This window comes from Longimicrobium sp. (assembly GCF_036399935.1).
Taxonomy (GTDB): domain Bacteria; phylum Gemmatimonadota; class Gemmatimonadetes; order Longimicrobiales; family Longimicrobiaceae; genus Longimicrobium.
This window is the reverse complement of the sequence record NZ_DASWMD010000054.1, coordinates 77,951-95,484: the sequence shown is the minus strand read 5'-3', so window position 1 is coordinate 95,484 and position 17,534 is coordinate 77,951. Positions and strand designations below refer to the sequence as shown.

General features: G+C 69.6%; 18 protein-coding genes. 5 read left to right on the top strand and 13 right to left on the bottom strand.

Features of this window, described 5'->3' with window-relative positions; genetic code table 11:
• Positions 1 to 28: 28 nt before the first annotated feature.
• The 3 genes from VGB24_RS16745 (at position 29) to VGB24_RS16735 (ending at position 3,083) form a co-directional block, all read left to right on the top strand.
• Complete coding sequence (locus VGB24_RS16745; RefSeq protein ID WP_331074091.1) at positions 29 to 994, top strand: alpha/beta hydrolase; 966 nt, start codon at positions 29 to 31, stop codon at positions 992 to 994.
• 109 nt (positions 995 to 1,103) lie between these two features.
• Positions 1,104 to 1,793: an energy transducer TonB gene (locus tag VGB24_RS16740; RefSeq protein WP_331074090.1), complete on the top strand. Its 690-nt coding sequence runs from the start codon at positions 1,104 to 1,106 to the stop codon at positions 1,791 to 1,793.
• 135 nt (positions 1,794 to 1,928) lie between these two features.
• Complete coding sequence (locus VGB24_RS16735) at positions 1,929 to 3,083, top strand: sensor histidine kinase (protein ID WP_331074089.1); 1,155 nt, start codon at positions 1,929 to 1,931, stop codon at positions 3,081 to 3,083.
• Positions 3,084 to 3,600: 517 nt separating this feature from the next.
• Here the strand turns inward: VGB24_RS16735 and VGB24_RS16730 are convergent.
• The 11 genes from VGB24_RS16730 to VGB24_RS16680 all read right to left on the bottom strand — a co-directional run bounded on the left by VGB24_RS16730 (position 3,601) and on the right by VGB24_RS16680 (position 15,328).
• Positions 3,601 to 4,629: a dipeptide ABC transporter ATP-binding protein gene (locus VGB24_RS16730; RefSeq protein ID WP_349263934.1), complete on the bottom strand. Its 1,029-nt coding sequence runs from the start codon at positions 4,627 to 4,629 to the stop codon at positions 3,601 to 3,603.
• A gap of 233 nt (positions 4,630 to 4,862) precedes the next feature.
• Positions 4,863 to 6,026, bottom strand: a complete 1,164-nt coding sequence (locus VGB24_RS16725; RefSeq protein ID WP_331074087.1) for an ABC transporter ATP-binding protein — start codon at positions 6,024 to 6,026, stop codon at positions 4,863 to 4,865.
• The gene (locus tag VGB24_RS16720; RefSeq protein ID WP_331074086.1) at positions 6,023 to 6,634 is read right to left on the bottom strand and encodes a Uma2 family endonuclease; all 612 of its coding nucleotides are present in this window, start codon (positions 6,632 to 6,634) and stop codon (positions 6,023 to 6,025) included. The genes VGB24_RS16725 and VGB24_RS16720 overlap by 4 nt, the downstream gene beginning before the upstream one ends.
• A 7-nt stretch (positions 6,635 to 6,641) precedes the next feature.
• Positions 6,642 to 7,553 (bottom strand): oligopeptide ABC transporter permease, encoded by a 912-nt coding sequence (opp4C, locus tag VGB24_RS16715; protein ID WP_349263933.1) that lies wholly within the window; start codon positions 7,551 to 7,553, stop codon positions 6,642 to 6,644.
• A 275-nt stretch (positions 7,554 to 7,828) separates the two neighbouring features.
• Positions 7,829 to 8,812 carry an ABC transporter permease gene (locus VGB24_RS16710; RefSeq protein WP_331074084.1) on the bottom strand — a complete coding sequence of 328 codons (984 nt, stop codon included), beginning with the start codon at positions 8,810 to 8,812 and terminating at the stop codon, positions 7,829 to 7,831.
• A 4-nt stretch (positions 8,813 to 8,816) separates the two neighbouring features.
• Positions 8,817 to 10,532 (bottom strand): ABC transporter substrate-binding protein, encoded by a 1,716-nt coding sequence (locus VGB24_RS16705; RefSeq protein ID WP_331074083.1) that lies wholly within the window; start codon positions 10,530 to 10,532, stop codon positions 8,817 to 8,819.
• A gap of 127 nt (positions 10,533 to 10,659) precedes the next feature.
• Positions 10,660 to 12,291: an ABC transporter substrate-binding protein gene (locus VGB24_RS16700; protein ID WP_331074082.1), complete on the bottom strand. Its 1,632-nt coding sequence runs from the start codon at positions 12,289 to 12,291 to the stop codon at positions 10,660 to 10,662.
• Between the two features lie 65 nt (positions 12,292 to 12,356).
• Positions 12,357 to 13,160 (bottom strand): lipoate--protein ligase family protein, encoded by an 804-nt coding sequence (locus VGB24_RS16695; RefSeq protein ID WP_331074081.1) that lies wholly within the window; start codon positions 13,158 to 13,160, stop codon positions 12,357 to 12,359.
• A 141-nt stretch (positions 13,161 to 13,301) separates the two neighbouring features.
• On the bottom strand, positions 13,302 to 13,991 hold the full coding sequence (locus VGB24_RS16690; protein WP_331074080.1) for a metal-dependent hydrolase: 690 nt from the start codon (positions 13,989 to 13,991) through the stop codon (positions 13,302 to 13,304).
• Positions 13,992 to 14,118: 127 nt separating this feature from the next.
• Positions 14,119 to 14,508: a glycine cleavage system protein GcvH gene (gene gcvH, locus VGB24_RS16685; RefSeq protein WP_331074079.1), complete on the bottom strand. Its 390-nt coding sequence runs from the start codon at positions 14,506 to 14,508 to the stop codon at positions 14,119 to 14,121.
• Positions 14,509 to 14,581: 73 nt separating this feature from the next.
• Entirely contained in the window at positions 14,582 to 15,328 is a 747-nt protein-coding gene (locus VGB24_RS16680) for an adenosylcobinamide-GDP ribazoletransferase (RefSeq protein ID WP_331074078.1), read from the bottom strand.
• Positions 15,329 to 15,495: 167 nt separating this feature from the next.
• Here VGB24_RS16680 and VGB24_RS16675 point away from each other — a divergent pair, with 167 nt between their 5' ends.
• On the top strand, positions 15,496 to 16,050 hold the full coding sequence (locus VGB24_RS16675; protein ID WP_331074077.1) for a GNAT family protein: 555 nt from the start codon (positions 15,496 to 15,498) through the stop codon (positions 16,048 to 16,050).
• Between the two features lie 36 nt (positions 16,051 to 16,086).
• On the opposite strand, the gene VGB24_RS16670 is transcribed toward VGB24_RS16675, so the two are convergent.
• Positions 16,087 to 16,839: a hypothetical protein gene (locus VGB24_RS16670; RefSeq protein ID WP_331074076.1), complete on the bottom strand. Its 753-nt coding sequence runs from the start codon at positions 16,837 to 16,839 to the stop codon at positions 16,087 to 16,089.
• Between the two features lie 135 nt (positions 16,840 to 16,974).
• Entirely contained in the window at positions 16,975 to 17,163 is a 189-nt protein-coding gene (locus VGB24_RS16665) for a hypothetical protein (RefSeq protein WP_331074075.1), read from the bottom strand.
• Between the two features lie 110 nt (positions 17,164 to 17,273).
• Here VGB24_RS16665 and VGB24_RS16660 point away from each other — a divergent pair, with 110 nt between their 5' ends.
• A complete protein-coding gene (locus VGB24_RS16660) occupies positions 17,274 to 17,429 on the top strand; it encodes a hypothetical protein (protein ID WP_331074074.1) in 156 nt (51 codons plus the stop codon).
• Positions 17,430 to 17,534: the final 105 nt, after the last annotated feature.

The following is a 17,534-nucleotide window of genomic DNA, read 5'->3' as shown; positions in this document are numbered from 1 at the left end:
ACTTCCACACACCCTCTCGCGCCGGCCGATGCACGGAACCTGGAAAGTTGCGGGGATACTCGCCGTACACCTGCTGGGTGCCTGCGCCAGCGTTGCAAAGCCGGCCGCCACTTCGTCCGACGGGTGGCTCCCCGCCCGCGACGGAACCCGGCTCCACTACCGGGCCATGGGCGAGGGGCGGGATACCATCCTGGTCGTGCACGGCGGTCCCGGCCTGGACATGAACTACCTCGCCGGCGGGCTGGGAATGCTCGCCGAGCGCAACGTGCTGATCTTCTACGACCAGCGGGCGACGGGACTCTCGGAGGGAAGCCCCGGCGAGCGGATCTCGATGCAGACGTTCATCGAGGACCTGGAGGACGTTCGGGAGGGGCTCGGCATCTCGCGCGTGAGCCTGCTGGGCCACTCGTGGGGCGCGCTGCTCGCGCTGCGCTACGCCGCTTCGCACCCGGAGCGTGCCCGCTCGCTCGTCCTCCTTGCCCCGATGGAACCGGGCCAGCGGTTTCGCGCCGAGACCTCGGAGCGGCAGAAGCGCGCCCGCACCGCCGCCGATTCCGTCGCCATCGCCCGCGTGCTGCAGTCGCCGGCGTTCCGCGCGGGCAACCCGGCGGCCGTGGATTCCCTCTACTGGCTGTCGTTTCGCACCACGTTCCGCGACCGCGCCCTGGCTGGCCGCCTGGTGGTTGGATCCACCCCCCGCACCGCCGAGCACGGGGGTACCGTGGCGTCGCAGATCTTTTCCCGGCTGGGCGCGTACGACTTCTGGAACACGCTCGGCCAGGTGCGCGCGCCCGTGCTGGTCGTGCACGGGGACGCGGACCCCATCCCCGCCGCCATGGCCCAGGAGCTGGCGCGCAGCCTCCCCGAGGCCTCGCTCGTGATCGTTCCGGCCGGCCACTTTCCCCACGCCGAAGCGCCGCGGCAGGTGCGGCGGGCCGTCGAGCGGTTCTGGCGGGAACTGCCTCCGCCCGACACGATCCCGCCCCGCGGGTGACGTGTCGGACGGTCGCCCCATACGCCACGAAGGGTTATTGTCACTCGTGATTCCGGGGCACGGCGGGGTGCCGCCCCCGGGAACCTTCTTTCCTCATCGATCGATTCCGATGCGCGTTCTGCTCTGTGCCCTGGCCCTGCTCTGCACCGCGCCGTCGCTCTACGCGCAGGGATGCAGTTGGGAGCCCGCCCGTCCACCACGCGGCCGCGAGGCGCGGGAGGACTCGATCCGCAAAGCGGCTCAGGCCGCCAACCGCCAGGCGCTGCTGGACGCCGCGACTGCCGCGGGAGTGCGCGAGCCACGCGGTGTCGTGGTCTTCTCCGTGGAGCGCAACGGGAGCGACCCCTTTCTGCGCATCTTCGAAGGCAACCTCGATGCGCCCACGCTGGCGGGCGTGCTGCCGGGGATGGTGCAGCGCGCGGTCCAGATCCCGCAACGTGGCCCGGGCCGAATCACCCTGTTCACCCGCTTCGATACCCTGCCGCTGCCGCCGGCGCGCGCGGACGGCAAGCGGCACGAGTGCCCCCCTGTGCTGACCAACCGGCACGTCATCCAGGGTGCGCTGAGCAACTGGGTCCAGCAGCAGGGCCCGGTTGCAACCCTGCCCGGCACGGTTTACCTCAGCATGTTCCTGGGCCGCGACGGGCGGGTGCTGCACTCCGAACTCTCGCGGCGGAGCGGAAACGCCGCGTTGGACCGGTTTACGCTGGGGCTGGTGCCCATGCTCGCCTTCCGCGGCGCCACAGTGGACGGTGTGCCTGCGGACGTGTGGGTGCAGCTCCCGATCAGCCTGCGCTAACCGCCGGCCGTAGCGTCGCCAAGAAGGCACCGGGGCCAATCCTGGTGCCTTCTGCCGTTCCATCTGTGCATCCGCGGGGCTTGCCGGACACGTCAGCGAGCCGGCCTGGTCCGGCAGCCTGGAGCAAAGGGAGCAATGCATGACGCGTCGGTGAACGCCCCGCCGGGGACGATGTCCATCGCGGAGAACCAGCTTCTCGCCGGGATGCGCGGCGAGGTGCGCGACGAGATCGCGCGCCTGGCAGAGGTGATCGATCTCGCCGAAGGCGAGATTCTCTTCGACCTGGAAGATGAATCGGACGAGCTGTACCTCGTCCTGGGCGGAAGGATCTGGCTTGGACGCGGCGAGGGTGAGCGCAGGGTAACCTTCGCCATGGCGGGTCCCGGCGACTTCTTCGGGGAGATGTCGTACTTCGCGCCCGCGCCACGCTCTGCCCGGGCGCAGGCCGTGACACCGGCCCGGGTTGCCCGGCTGGAGAGGGCGGCGATCGAGCGGGCGCTCGAGCTCGCGCCTGCGTTGTTCACCCGGAACGCCATGTCCGCATTCATCCGGCGCGTGCGGGCGAGCAACGATGACCGCGTGCGGGAAGCGCTGCAACAGGAGCGGCTGCAGATCGTCGGTCGAACGGCCATGGGCATCGTGCACGACCTGAAGAACCCGATCAGCGTGGTGCACGTGGCGGCTTCCTGCCTGGAAGACGGCATCCCTCTTCAGGATGTGCCGGGGCGGCTACGGCGTGCCGCGGAATCCATGACCGGAATGCTCGACGGGCTCCTCGCGTTCACCCGTGGCGACGCGGGTCTCCAGGTCCAGCGCGTATCGCTGCGGACCCTTCTGCTCCCCCTCGAGGAGCAGGCGCTGGAAGCGATGGAGCGGCGCGGCGTACAGGTGGAGCGGGACCTGGATCCCGACCTCGTCGTCGTCGCCGATCCGGGCCGCCTCTCGCGGGCACTGCTGAACATCGTGAAGAACGCGGGCGAGGTGATGCCGGATGGCGGCCGGCTGACACTGGCAGTTCGGCAGGAAGGTCCTGAGGTGGTGTTTTCGATCGCCGATACGGGAGGCGGCATCCCGGAGGAGGTGCTCCCCACGCTCTTCGACGCCTTCGTGACGCACGGCAAGGCGGGCGGCACCGGTTTGGGCATGTCGATCACCAAGGCCTTCGTCGAGGCACACGGCGGCTCGATCGAAGTCCACAACGTCCGCGGGACGGGAGCCACCTTCGTGATCCGCCTCCCACAGCCGGGCTCCGATACTTACTCCGAAAATCGAGATCACAACGCCGGATAGGTGGGCCCGCAGATCGGCGCTGTCGCTCTTCACCCGCACGCGGGGCACGCTGGTGAGCTCGGGCGTGCGCATCCTGGAAGGGCGGCAGATCACCGCGGCGCACGCGGGCGCGGCTGGTTGCGGCTACCGCTGGGTGCAGGTATATACCCGCCTCACGGAGCGCAGCGGGAGGGAGCGCGGAGAGCCCCGCCATCCTGATAAGGATTGACGGGGCTCCGTACCTCGACAACACCACCGCAGGCCCTCAGGCCTCCTGCGCGGCAGATGCCGTGACCGAGGAATTACGCGCTCAATTTACCCGAATGACCGGTGCCACGCAACCCCTGATCAGCCTCACGGCGCTTGAGCGTGCGCTATCCGCGGAGCGACTGGGCGGCTATCGCCGGCCGGCCCACAATGCGGACAATGGACAGGAGGATGGCGTACTGTCTACGTCGGCGGGGAGACTGCAGAGGGCACCGGGGTCGGCCCCGGTGCCCTCTGCAGTTCTGTTCCGTCCTTGTCCCGCAACTCCCGCCTACTGCAGGACCGGCAGCGGGTCCTTGCCGTTGAAGCCGGCGCCCAGCGGCACCTTGATGCAGGCCGCGAAGTGGCCGCCGCCCTTGTCCGCCAGCGGCGGGACGATGCTGGCGCAGTCCGCGTCCTTCAGCGGGTGCTGGCAGCGCGGGTGGAACGGGCACCCCGGCGGCGGGTTGGCCGGCGAGGGCACGTCGCCCTGCAGCACGATGCGCTCGCGCCGCACCCGCGGGTCGGGGATGGGCACCGCCGAAAGCAGCGCCTGCGTGTACGGCATCAGCGGGTTGCGGTACATCTCGCCGGATTCGGCGATCTCCACGATGCGGCCAAGGTACATCACGGCCACGCGGTCGGAGATGTGCTCCACCACCGACAGGTCGTGGGCGATGAACAGGAAGCTCAGCCCGAACTCCGTCTGAAGGTCCTGCAGCAGGTTGATCACCTGCGCCTGCACCGACACGTCGAGCGCCGACACCGGCTCGTCGCACACGATCAGCTCCGGCTCCACCGCCAGCGCCCGCGCGATCCCCAAGCGCTGCCGCTGCCCGCCCGAGAACTCGTGCGGGTAGCGGATGGCGTGCTCCGGCCGCAGCCCCACGATGCGCAGCAGCTCGGCGATGCGGTCCTTGGCCTTTTGCCCCGTGGCGATGCCGTGGACGGAAAGCACCTCGCGCAGCATGTCGCTGATGGTCATGCGCGGGTTCAGCGAGCTGTACGGGTCCTGGAAAACGATCTGCACCCGCCGCCGCATCGTCCGCAGCTCGGCCTTGTCCATCTCGAAGATGTTGCGGCCCTCGAACAGCGCCGCGCCGGCCGTGGGCTCGATCAGGCGCAGCACCGCGCGGCCCATGGTGCTCTTGCCGCAGCCCGACTCGCCCACGATGCCCAGCGTTTCGCCCTTCTTCAAAAAGAACGACACGCCGTCGACCGCCTTGACGTCGCCCACGTGGCGGTTGAAGAACCCCTTCTTGATGGGGAAGTACTTCTTCAGCCCGCGCACGACCAGCAGCGCCTCGGGCGGCGGCTCCATGTCGTCGGGCGTCTCGCCGCGCAGGTCGCTGTCGCCCTTGGCGGGGGGCAGCTCCGGGCGCTCCGGCGGCGTCTTGTGCACCGCGTCGCGCGAGGCGCCGTCCGCCACCGCGCGCTCCACACCCGCGCCCACCAGCGGCGACGAAACGGAGGCCGGCTCGCTGCCGCCGCTGCGCTGTCCGTCGGCCGCGCCCTGGCCGCCGGCGGGGGTGCGCCCCTCGGGAGCGTTCGCCATCAGGCCACCTCCCCGCCGTCGAGCTCGGGCGCCAGGTCCGGCGAGCCCGCCACCGGCGTGGCCGCGCCCGTGCCCGTCAGCGCGCCCTCGGGGGTAAAGCCGCCCGTCTCGCGGTTGATCTCGGCGCGGCGCTCGGGATACTTCACCAGCCAGCACTTGTTCTTGCGCCCGGGCCCGATCTCGAACAGCGGGGGCGCCTCCTTCTCCGTCTTTTCCCAGCCGTACGGGCAGCGGTCGTGAAAGCGGCACCCGGTGGGCCAGGCGATGGGCGAGGGCACCACGCCGGGGATCACCGCCAGGCGGCCGACGTCCTGCCCCAGCTTGGGCATGGAGCGCAGCAGCCCCTCGGTGTACGGGTTCTGCGGGTTGTGGAACACGTCGTCCACCGGCCCCTCCTCGAACACCTGCCCCGCGTACATCACGATCACCCGGTCGCACGTCTCGGCCACCACGCCAAGGTCGTGGGTGATCAGGATGATGCTCATCCCCAACTCGCTCTGCAGCTTGTTCAGCAGCTCCAGGATCTGGGCCTGGATGGTCACGTCGAGCGCGGTCGTCGGCTCGTCGGCGATCAGCAGCTTGGGGTCGCAGGCCAGCGCCATGGCGATCATCACGCGCTGGCGCATGCCGCCCGACAGCTGGTGCGGGTACTCGTCCACCCGCTGGTGCGGAATGGGAATGCCCACCAGCTGGAGCATCTCGATGGCCCGCGTGCGCGCGGCCTTCTTGCTCAGCCCCTGGTGAAGCCGCAGCGACTCCTCGATCTGAAATCCCACGGTGAACACCGGGTTCAGCGAGGTCATGGGCTCCTGGAAGATCATGGCGATGTCGTTGCCGCGGATCTGCCGCATCCGCTTTTCCGACGCCTGCGCCAGGTCTTCCATCTCGCCGTCGCTCCCGCGGAACAGGATGCGCGAGCCCTCCTGGATCTTTCCCGGAGGATTGGGGATCAGGCGCATCACCGAGAGCGAGGTGACGGACTTGCCGCTCCCCGACTCGCCCACGATGCCCAGCGTTTCGCCGGGGTTCACGTGGAAGGAAACGCCGTCCACCGCGCGCGCCAGCCCCGCGTCGGTGCTGAACCAGGTGCGCAGGTTTTCCACCTGCAGAATCGGCCCGTCCGCGCCCGGCCGCGCGCCCGCCGTGTTGTCCGGTTGCGTCAAATCAGCCCCCATTCTTGGATCACCCACGAAAGCTTCGGCAGCGGCTCTTGCCACAACCATTCCACGGGCAGCCGCATTCCCGGCAGTGCGTCGCTCGTCAGGACCATCTGAACGCCCACGTCACGGCGCTCGTACTGGCCGCGCCCCGTAAGCCGGTACGCCTCTACGACTTCGCGCTCCGGGTCGATCAGCCAGTATTCGGAGTTTCCCGCTTCTTCGTATTCGTAGAACTTGTCGCCCCGGTCCGTCCCGCGGCTCGACGGGCTCAGGATCTCGATCACCAGGTCCGCCGGGGCCTGCACGTACGTCCCGTGCACCTGGCCCGCCCGGTCGCCGCGGAGAAAGAAGACGTCCGGCTCCCGCGCGACGCCGTTCCCCAGGCGCAGCGCGAAGGGCGGGACGAACACCTCCCCCAAGTCGTGCGCCTCGGCCCAGTGCTGAAGCACCCCCGACAGGAAGCGCGTCAGCCGCGACTGGCTCCGGTTTCCCGGGCTCATGACGACCACCCGTCCATCCACCCACTCCGCGTGCACGCCGTCATACGCCTCCAGGTACTCCTCGAAGGAGATGCTTCGCACGCCCTCCAGCGGAGGAGCCTGGGTAGACATCACGGCCTCACGTGCGCAGGCGCGGGTCCAGCGCGTCGCGCAGGCCGTCGCCCAGCAGGTTGAAGGCGACCACCGTCAGCACGATGGCCAGTCCCGGGAAGGTGGCGATCCACCACGCCTGCGTCAGCGCGTCGCGCCCGTCGGCCACCATGTTCCCCCAGGTGGGCGTGGGCGGCTGCACCCCCAGCCCCAGGAACGAGAGCGACGCCTCCGTCAGGATGGTCAGGCCAATGCCCAGCGTGGCCGACACGATCACCGGGGCCATGGTGTTGGGCACCACGTGGCGGGTGATGATGCGGAAGTCGCTGAACCCCAGCGCCCGCGCAGCCTGCACGAACTCGCGCTCGCGCAAGCTGAGCACCTCGCCGCGCACGATGCGCGAGGTGCCCATCCACCCCGTCAGCCCCAGCACGATCACCACCAGCCAGAACGAGGGGTTCTCGAAGATGGCGATCACCACGATCAGCAGCACCAGCCGCGGAAAGGCCAGCATCATGTCGGTGACGCGCATCAGCACCGCGTCCACCCAGCCGCCGAAGTAGCCCGAAAGCGCCCCCACCATCGTCCCTAAGGTGATGCTGATGCCCACCGCCACGAAGCCGATGGAAAGCGAGATCTGCGCGCCGTACAGCGTGCGGCTGAAGATGTCGCGCCCGAACTTGTCGGTGCCGAACAGGTGCTCGCCCGAGGGCGGCAGGTAGCGCGAGGTGATGATGTCGCCCTGCGCCGCCGGGTCGTACGGGGCGATCAGCGGGGTGACCAGCGTAATCACGTACAGCAGGATCATCACCGCCATCCCGCCCATGGCCAGGCGGTTCTTCTTGAAGTGCCGCATGGCGATGGACCACTGCGAGTCGCCCCGGGTGCGCGACTTCGCCAGCTGCTTGCCGCTGACCGACTTCCACGTCCACCACACCATCCCCGCGACGACGGCGATCAGCGTGACGACGGCCACCCAGTAGTCCCACCCCAGCCGCGGCCGCGGCTCGGGAAGCAGCTGCCGGGCCTGGTGCCGCTGCCAGGCGGTGAGCGCCACCCACACGGTGAAGGCCCAGGCCAGCACCAGCGTGGCCACGCGGCCCCACACCACCCCGGCGCCGCGGCGCGGGGCGGGCGCGTGAAGCTCCTGCCCCGTGGCCTGGGGCATGGGCTCGGGCGGGACCGACTCGGGATCGGGAGAAACGCGGACCATGTTCAGTCGTTCCGAATGCGGGGGTCGACCACGGCGTACAGCACGTCCGAAAGCAGGTTGCCCAGCACCACCATCGAGGCGATCACGAACGAGGTGGCCATCACCATCGGGTAGTCGCGCGCCAGGATGGCGTCGACGATGGCCCGCCCCATTCCCGGCCAGGCGAAGATGGTTTCCACCAGCACCGCGCCCGAAAGCAGGAAGGGCAGGTACAGGCCCAGCAGGGTGATGATGGGAATCAGCGCGTTGCGCAGCGCGTGCTTGAAGACCACGGTGCGCTCCGAAAGCCCCTTCGCCCGCGCCGTGCGGATGAAGTCCTGGTGGATGACCTCGAGCATGGCCCCGCGCATGTACCGCGCGACACCCGCCGCGGAGCCGATCCCCAGCGCGATGGCCGGCAGGATCAGGTGCATCACCCGGTCCCTGAACTTCTCGGCGCCCGTCAGGTACTCGTAGTCGATGCTGGTCATCCCCGAGGCGGGAAAGCTCAGCGCCCATCCGTCCTGACCCGCCCGGAGCGAGAAGATCAGGATCAGCATCAGGGCGAACCAGAAGCTGGGCATCGAATAGAAGAACAGCGCCAGGAAGGTCAGCACGTTGTCGGCGATGGAGTACTGCCGCACCGCCTGCACGATGCCGATCAGCATGCCCACCACGAAAATCACCACCAGCGAGATCAGGGTGAGCTGCATGGTGTTCCACAAAATCCCCGGCAGGATCTCGTTGATGGGCCGCATCTGCCCGAACGAGTAGCCGAAGTCGCCGGTGACGAAGCTCCACAGCCACTTGCCGTACTGCTCGTGAAGCGGCCGGTCGAGCCCGAAGTTGCGGCGCATCTGCTCCAGCACCTCGGGGCTCACGTTCGGATTGGCGAACTTGGCGATCGGGTCGCCCGGCGCCAGTTGGAGCACGAAGAAGATGAGCGTCAGGATCCCCAGCAGAAGGGGAATGGCGCCGAGCAGCCGCCGGACCAGGTATGCGAGCATCCTCTTACCTCGAGCCTCCCTTCGCGGAATCAGGCGCGGCCCCGCGCTGCGGGCCGCCGTTCACCCACCATTCCCAGCTGCGGGCGTACGCCCCGTAGCTGGTGACGTGCGTGCCCCGCAAACGGGGGCTGATGCCGGTGGTGTTGTCGTAGTAGTACAGCCAGGTGTAGGGCTGGTCCTGCACGATCCTGGCCGCGGCGGCGCGCCACAGGGGGTTTGCCTGCGCCGCTGTGGGCTGGGAGCGTGCCCGCTCGATCATGGCGTCGACTTCGGGATTCGCGTATCCCACCACGTTGTATGCGCCCTGCGACGACCAGGAGGCGCTCAGGTCGGCGTCCAGCCCCACGCCCCAGCTGCCCAGCGCCGCCTGGTAGTCGCGCTTGGTGATCAGGTGGTCGAAGAAGGTGGTGAGCTCGTACATCTGGATGCGGGCGTCGACGCCCACCTCCTTCCACTTCCGCTGCAGGATGGTGACGACGTCCTGCCGGCGCTGGTTGCCCGTGTTCGTCATCAGCGTAAAGCGGAAGGGCTTTCCGTCCTTGTCGCGGATGCCGTCGTTGTCGGTGTCGCGCCACCCCTGCGCGTCCAGGATGCGCTTGGCGCCCTCGGGGTCGTGGGGCAGTGGCTGCGATGCCGGATCGTGCAGGTCGCGGAAGATGGGCGAGTAGGGCCCGGCCGCGCGCTCGGCGTAGTCGCCCATCCGCAGCTGCTGCATGATGCCGTTCACGTCGATGGCCATTCCCAGGGCCCGGCGGATCTGCGGGTCCTCGAACTGCGGGACGGTCTTGGCGTTCCAGGCCACGAACTCCCAGTAGCGCCGCGACTCGCGGCCGAAGCTCAGGCCGGGCTGCCGCTGCTGCAGCACGGGCGCCTGGTCGAAGGGGATGCCGCGCGCGAAGTCGACGGTCCCGTTCAGCAGCTCCACGATGCGGGTCTGCGGATCGGGGATCACCCGCATGACGATGCGGTCCAGCCGCGGCCTGACGGGAAAGTGCGGGTTGGGCACCAGCGTGATGGCCTGCCCGCGCTGGTGTGCGCCCACCATCCACGCCCCGCTCACCACCATCTTCGTCAGGTCGCTGAACACCGCGTGCGTGCCCAGCTTGTCGCGCGGGGTAGCGGCGTACACGTGCCGCGGCGCCACGTTCAGCGCCGCGTCGAACAGCATGCCCGGGTAGCGGCGCTTGAAGTGGATGACGACCGTGGAGTCGTTCTCCGCCTGCACCGAGTCGATCTGCTCGGTCATGTAGCTTTGCGGCGAGGCCGTCTTTTCGTCCGCGGCGGCCTGGTACGTCCACACCACGTCGTGCGCCGTGATGGGCTGGCCGTCGGACCACTTGAGGGCGCTGCGCATCCGGAAGCGCATGGCCGCGGAGTCGGGGCCCGTGTACTCGTGGTGCCAGGCCAGCGCCATCGGCGACTCGTCCGACAGGCGGTACACGGCATGGCCGTTCTCCCAGCTCTGGCTGGTGAGGGCCATGTACATCACGTCCATCATGTCGCCGTCCGGGGCGCCCTGGAAGAACAGGGGCATGGGCCGGCTCAGGTCGCCGATCTCGGCCACCACGGCGGTGCCGCCCTGGCGCGGCCCGCCCGCCGCCGCCGAGTCGCCCTTGGCCGCGCCGTCCGCCCCGCCGCGGTCGCCGCACGCGGCCAGCAGCGCGAGCGTGGCAGCCGCCCACGCGCCCCGGCGCGCCCTGTCCCTCGCCGTTTTCATCATGGTATCCGCTGGTGTGTCCGTGCTGGGTTGGGAAGGATGCCGCCGGCCGACGCCAGGTCGCGGGGATGCGGTGGACGCGGGCGCCGCGAGCCCGCGGAGGGCGGGCTCGCGGCGCGCAGGCAGCCGGTCAGCGCTGCCGCACCCACCAGTCGCGGATGTTCACGATCTTGCTGCGGGCGTCGGCTTCCACGTTCTGCACCCGGGGGCCCAGGCCGGCGATGTCCTCGCTCCAGTACAGGAACGTGATGGGCTGGTCCTGCTGGATCAGCTGCGCCCACTGGGCCCACACCTGCTTGGCCTGGCCGGCGTCGGTGCTGCGCATCCCCTGCTCGGCCAGCTGGTCAGCCTGCGGGTTGCAGTAGCCGGTGCGGTTGGCCGAGCCCTTCACCCGGGCCTGCGCGCAGGAGAACAGGGGCGTGGGGTCCACCTTGAAGGTGTCGAGGCTCCAGTTGGCCAGCACGGCGTCGTACTCGCGCGCCTTGTACTGCTGGAGCATCGACTGGAACTCCTGCGGCCGGATGTCGATGGCCACGCCCGCCGCCTTCAACTGCTGCTGCACCACCTGCGCGATGTCGGCGTGGGTGCGGTTGGCGGAGTTGATGGTGAGCGTGAACCGCAGCGGCTGGCCGTTCTTGTCGGCCACGCCGTCGTTGTTGGTGTCGCGCCACCCGGCCTGCGCCAGCAGCGCCTTGGCCTGGTTCACGTCATACGGCAGCGGCTGCTGCTGCGTGTACATGGGGCTCCACGACGGGATCATCCCCGTGGCGGGCTGCCCGAAGCCGCCCAGCAGGCCGTCGATGATGCGCTGGCGGTCGATGGCCATCGTCAGCGCCCGGCGCACCCGCGCGTCGGCGAACAGCGGCCGCGTGTTGTTCCAGGCGAAGAAGGTGAACTCGCGCGACGGGTAGTGGCGCAGGTCCAGCCCGCGCTGCTGCTGCACCTGCTTGGCCTGGTCGGGCTGCAGGGTGTAGGCGGCCATGTCGGCGGTGCCGTTCACCAGCTCCGTCACCATGGTGGTGGCCTCGGGAGTAATGCGGAACACCACCCGGTCCACGTTGGGGCGCCCGCCCAGGGGCTCGGGGAAGTCGGTGTTCGCGACCAGCGTCAGCGACTGGTTGGACTTCCACTCGCCGAACTTGAACGGCCCGCTGCCCACCGGGTTGCGGTTGAACGGGTGCGTGGAAAGCTCGCCCGCCGACACGCCCTGCAGCAGGTGCCGGGGCATGGGCGCCCACCAGAAGGCGTCGAGCGCCTGGGCGTGCGGGGCCACGAAGTCGAAGCGGATGGTGTACGGGTCCACCACCGTGGCCGACTGGACCATGTTCAGGAACGCCGAGCCCAGCAGCGAGGCGGCGGCGCTGTCCTTGGCCAGGTCGTAGGTGAACTTCACGTCCTCCGCCGTGACGGGCTTGCCGTCGTGCCAGTGGACGTCGCGGCGCAGGTGAAAGGTGACGTTGTTCTCCGTGAGGTCCCACCGCTCGGCCAGCCAGGGCTGGGGCTGAAGCTTGGCGTCGTACTGGATGATGGGCGTGAACAGCATGTGCTTGATCACGTCATCGGTGGTCAGGTGCGTGTTGGTGACCGGGTTGAACGCCTGGAAGTCGGTCGACACGGCGAGCGCCGCGGTTCCGCCCTGCTGCGGCGGCCCGGCGGCCTTGCCCTTTTCGCCCGCCTTGTCGCCGCCTCCACCCCCGCCGCCGCACGCGGCCGCCAGCACGAGCAGTCCCGGCAGAACCCGCCGGAGATGTCTGGCCTTCATCCCGTCCCCCTCACGTCGTCGGTGTGCACCACACGCGGGCCGGACACGGCGCCGCTGAGACCGGCTCAACGATGCCAAGTCCATGCCGGATTCTCGTAATGGCCCCGGTGCTCGTCCGCGCCCCTCGTTTCAGCCTCGCTCAACCTCCCTCGTTCCAGGCGCGCGCCGGTCGTTTCCTCCCATCCCGCGGCCAGCGCGGCCACCAGCCCGTCCCACTCCGGCGCCCGTCCCAGCAGGGCGGTGAGCGTGGCCGGCGGCGCGGGCGGCTCCACCGGCGTGCCGGCCTTCATCAGCGCCGGCACCAGCGACTGGTCGTCGCCGATGGGGAGAGACCCGTGCTGAAGGATGATGCCCCGGTCCCGCCGCTGCGCGCTTCCCACCAGCTTGCCTCCCGCCGCCGTCACCTCGCCCTCCACCGGCTGCTCGAAGCAGGGGGCCAGCGAGGGGATGGGGGCGCGCCCCTGCCCCGCGGGCTGCAGCCGGGCATCGATCCCCAGGCGCCGCAGGCCGGCGACCAGGGCGCGGTTGATGGCGGCGTACGCCTCGCGCGGCGAGCCCAGTACCCCGTCCCGCACGATGACGGAATAGGTTAGCTCGCGGTGGTGCAGGACGGCCCGGCCGCCGGTGGGCCGGCGGACGACGTCGATGCCGCGCCGCCGGATCTCGTCCACGTCGTACCCATCGGAGGGCTGGTTGCGGCCCAGCGACAGGCAGGCGGGGGTCCAGCGGTAGAAGCGCAGGAGGGGCACGCCACCGTCGCGCACGCCGTCCGCGAGCGCCTCGTCCACGGCCATGTTCCACGCACCGGGCGCGGGGGGCGTGTCGAGCAGGCGCCACGCGGTTCGTACGGCGTCGGTTGAGGAGAGCATGTCGGCGGATGGTAGGCCGCGGATGGTGCGGGCGTCAAGGGACGGCACGGGGAAAAGCGAGAGCCGCGGAGGTGCACCCTCCGCGGCCCATCGTTCCTCCGCACCTCCGCGTGATTCCCCCCGTCCTCCGGACAAAGAGGATCAGAGCTCGTAGCTGCCGCCCGGCTCCAGGATTTCCACGCGCGCGGCCTCGCCCACCATTTCCCGGAAGCTTTCGGGGTTCTGGTTGATGACCTCGAAGGTGTTGTAGTGCATGGGGATGACGGTTTCCGGCTGGATCATCTCCACCGCGCGGGCGGCATCTTCGGGCCCCATGGTGAAGTTGTCGCCGATGGGCAGGATGGCCAGGTCCACGCGTCCCTGCAGCAGCTGCATGTCGGTGATCAGCGCCGTATCGCCCGCATGGTAGATGCTGGGCCCGCCGTCCAGGCTGATCAGGAAGCCGCAGCAGTCGGTGGTGAACGCGCCTTCCTTGTCGCCCGCGATGCTACCGGTGTGCACCGCCGGGGTCAGCTTCACGCGGCCGAAGGGAAAGAGGTACGCCCCGCCGATGTTCATCCCGTGGCCGTTCTTCACCCCCTCCTGCTGGCAGAACGACACCAGCTCGAAGGTGGAGATCACCGTGGCCCCCGTGCGCTTCGCCAGCGGAATGCAGTCGGCGAAGTGGTCGAAGTGCCCGTGCGACACCAGGATGTAATCCAGCTTGTCCACGTCCGCGGCCTTGATGTCGGCGGTGGGATTTTCGTCGAGCCACGGATCGATCATGATCCGCGTGCCGTCGCCGGTCTCCAGCATGAAGCAGGAGTGTCCGTGCCAGGTAAGGCGTGCCATACAACCCCAGTGCGTGAGTGCGGTAGTGCGTGAGTGCGGGAGTCGATGTCGTGCGCGGGCCGCCCTTGGATACGTTCCGTAAAGCAGTTCCGCACTAACGCACTAACGCACTCACGCACTAGCAGTTCTATCCGATCAGCGCCTCGTACCCGGCGGCGTCCAGCAGCGAGTCGGCCGCGGACGGATCGTCCAGGCGAATGCGGATCATCCAGCCCTCCCCGTACGGATCGCTGTTCACCACGCCGGGGTTGGCGTCGAGGGCCGTGTTCACCTCCACCACCTCGCCCGCCAGCGGCATGAACAGGTCCGAGACCGCCTTTACCGCCTCGATCGTGCCGAACGTGCCGTGCGCGTCGAAGTGGTCTCCCGGCTTGGGAAGCTCCACGAACACGATGTCGCCCAGCTGGTCCTGGGCGTAGTCGGTGATCCCCACGGTAACTACGCCGTCCTGGCCGCCGGACGGCTTCAGGTACTCGTGGTCACTGGTGTATCGCAGGTCCTGCGGGACGTTGGACATGTCTCTCTCCGCGCGGTTCGGGCCGGTGTGGTCGGGCGGCATACTACGGGCCGCGCCGGGGCGGGTCAACCCGTCACCCCCACGGAAGCAGCGCGAACAGCGCCCCCACCTCCGCCGCCTCGCACGCCACCGCGCACGCGGGGCCGTTCACGCCCGCGAAGCGGTCTACCAGGAAGGCCACGGCGGCCAGGGACAGCAGGGTCCCCGCGGTGACGGCCAGCGCCGTCCGCGCCGGGTCGGGCGAAGCGGCCGTCACCAGCCCCAGGACGGCGACCGCCACCCACGTGGCCGCCCACAGCGGAACGGCGCCGCTCAGCACCGCGTCGGGCCGGCCGCGCTCCGCCGGCGCGTAGGTGCGCAGCGCGTGCACCATCGCCCATCTGCCCAGCGGGGCGGCCACGAGCGGCGCGAACGCGGGAGCGTGGGCCAGCGCGGACCACTTTGCCAGCATCAGCAGCACCAGCCCCGCCGCGCCGAACGCGCCCAGTCTGCGGGTGCGCAGCATCCGCAACCGCCGCTGCCGGCCATCCAGCGGGGTGAGCGCGGCGTCGCAGCTTTGTGCCCATCCCACCAGCGTGGTCGCGCCCGTGACGGCGGCCCACGCGGCCAGGGCCAGCGCGGCACGGGGCCCGGCCGGGGCGTCGAGAAGCAGCATGGCCGCCGGCAGCAGCCCCACGCCCAGCCCGACGAGGGGATAGAACGCGGTGGATTCGCGCAGGTCGCGCGGGTTCTCGTCTTCCCGCGGCGGCAGACGCCACAGGGTCAGCGCGCCCGCGGCCAGCCGCAGGCGGTGGATGGAGCTGTGCTGATGGTATTCCACTTCGTACGAAAGCAGGGTTCGGACGTGGCGCCCGCGGATCGATGGGCGCGAGTCCCGGCGCATCCGCACGCACCGGGCCGGGCGCGGCGCCGGGCGTTGTGGAGGCGGAGAGGGATGCGCATCTTTCCGCCTCGTTCCTTCCTGCCGACCGCCTCAGCCGCACCGCCGTGATTCTCCGCACCAAGCGCCTGATCCTGCGCGAGTTCCAGGTCGATGACTGGAAGCCCACGCACGTGTACCAGAACGATCCCCGCTACCTGCGTTTCTACGACCGCGACTCCATGTCCCCGGCAGACACGCATGCGCTGATCTCCGCCTTCCTCGGGTTCGAAGCCGAGCGCCCGCGGCGGAACACGCAGCTCGCCATCCTCCTGGCGAGCACGGGCGAGCTGATCGGCAACGTGGGGGTGCGGCGCGAGGCGCCCGACCACCCGGTGGCGGACATGGGGTACGAGCTTGCCCCCAGGCACTGGGGCCACGGGTACGCCACCGAGGCGGCGCGCGCCATGCGCGACTGGGCGTTCGGCGACGAGGGGCTGGCGCGGCTTCACGCCCACTGCATCGCCGACAACGCCGCGTCCGCGCGCGTGCTGGAAAAGCTGGGAATGCGCCGCGAAGGCCTGCTGCGCGACCACGTCTTTCAGAAGGGGCGCTTCTGGGACGTGCTGCTGTACGGCATCCTTCGCGACGAGTGGGCGGCGGGGGAGGGGAACGAGCCCTGAACCGAGCGCGTGAGACGCTCTTCCGCCCGCCGACCGTCAGAACGGGTGCTCGATGCTGAGGTAGAGGAACGCGTACCGCTCCCCGCTGCTCGCCCCGACGCCGATGGGCACCGCGAGGCCGGGAACGACCTGCGTGGCGCCCAGGTTGAACGCCGCCCGCACGCCCGGCGAAACCAGCAGGCTCTCCGAAACCACGTCCCCCGCGTCGGTGCGCGACCAGAGCGCCTCCACCAGCAGGTTCACGCGCGGGTGCGCCAGCCAGACGACGCTCTGCCCCAGGCTGATCTCCACCTCGCCCTCCGCCCCATCGTTCAGGTCGCCGACGTTCGGCAGCAGCGTGACGCCCGCGTTGGTGTGCGCCGCGAACGCGGGTGACAGCGCCAGGCTCACCGGCAGTCCCACCGCCATCCCCGGGTTCCCCGCGCCGAACGCATCGTGCCCGGTGGGAAGGATGGCCGTGAGGCTGGGGGCCACAGCGACCCGGCCGCTCAGCAGCTGATAGCGGTACTGGATCTCGACGTCGCCCCAGCGCGTCTCGTCGTTCACCCGCAGCAGGGGGAGCGTGTAGCTGATCTGGTGGCGCTGGCTGAAGAGCGGCCACTCCTGCGTGAACCCCAGCTCGACGATGCCGTCGTCGCCCATCGCCGTCGCGACGTGCTGAACCACCCGCGCCTCCTGGTTGTACGCCTCTTCCAGGAGAAAGCTGTTGTCGGAGATGGGCGTCTGCGCATCCAGACGGGCGGCGAAGGCAAGGCCCAGGAGCAGGACGGCGCGGTGGATCGGCAGCATGTCGTCACAAATCGAACGAGGAATTTAGAGTACCTTAAAACAGAATAGCGGGAACGTCCGGCGCGTCAACCCGCCGGAACGAAACGAGGGCCGGCGGATCGCTCCGCCGGCCCTCGCCGTCCCTTCCGATGACGATCAGAACAGGGTGATGCCCACCAGGATCTGGTTGCGCTCCAGCTCGCCGCCCTGCGTCGACGCGCCGAACTCGCTCACCCGGCGGTACTGGGCGTCCAGCCCCAGCACCTGGCCCAGCTGCATGCGCGCGCCCACCTGGAATCCCAGCTGCGTGCGTTCGTCCTTGAACTCGGGGTCGGCGTTCTGCACCTCGTTTTACCGTGTACTGCCCCAGCCCCCCATGCACGCCCACGTACGGGGTGATGGGCAGCAGCGGCAAATCGATGAAGTAGTTCGCTTCCGCCAGCACGCCGAAGCTGGTGGACTCACGGTCGAACTCCGTCACCTTGCCGGTGGTGTACCCCGTCACGCCGATGCCCACGCCCAGCGGCAGCACGTACTCGGCGCCCACGCTGAAGCCGTCGGCCGCGGGGGTCTGCTCCTCGTTCTTCACGTCCGAGGCGTTGAACAGGTAGTGGCCCTTGAGCGCGAATCCCGACTGCGCCTGCGCCGAACCCGCGTGCGCGGCCAGGGCCGCGGCCACCAGGAGCGCCATTCTCTTCTTCATCCGAAATCCGATC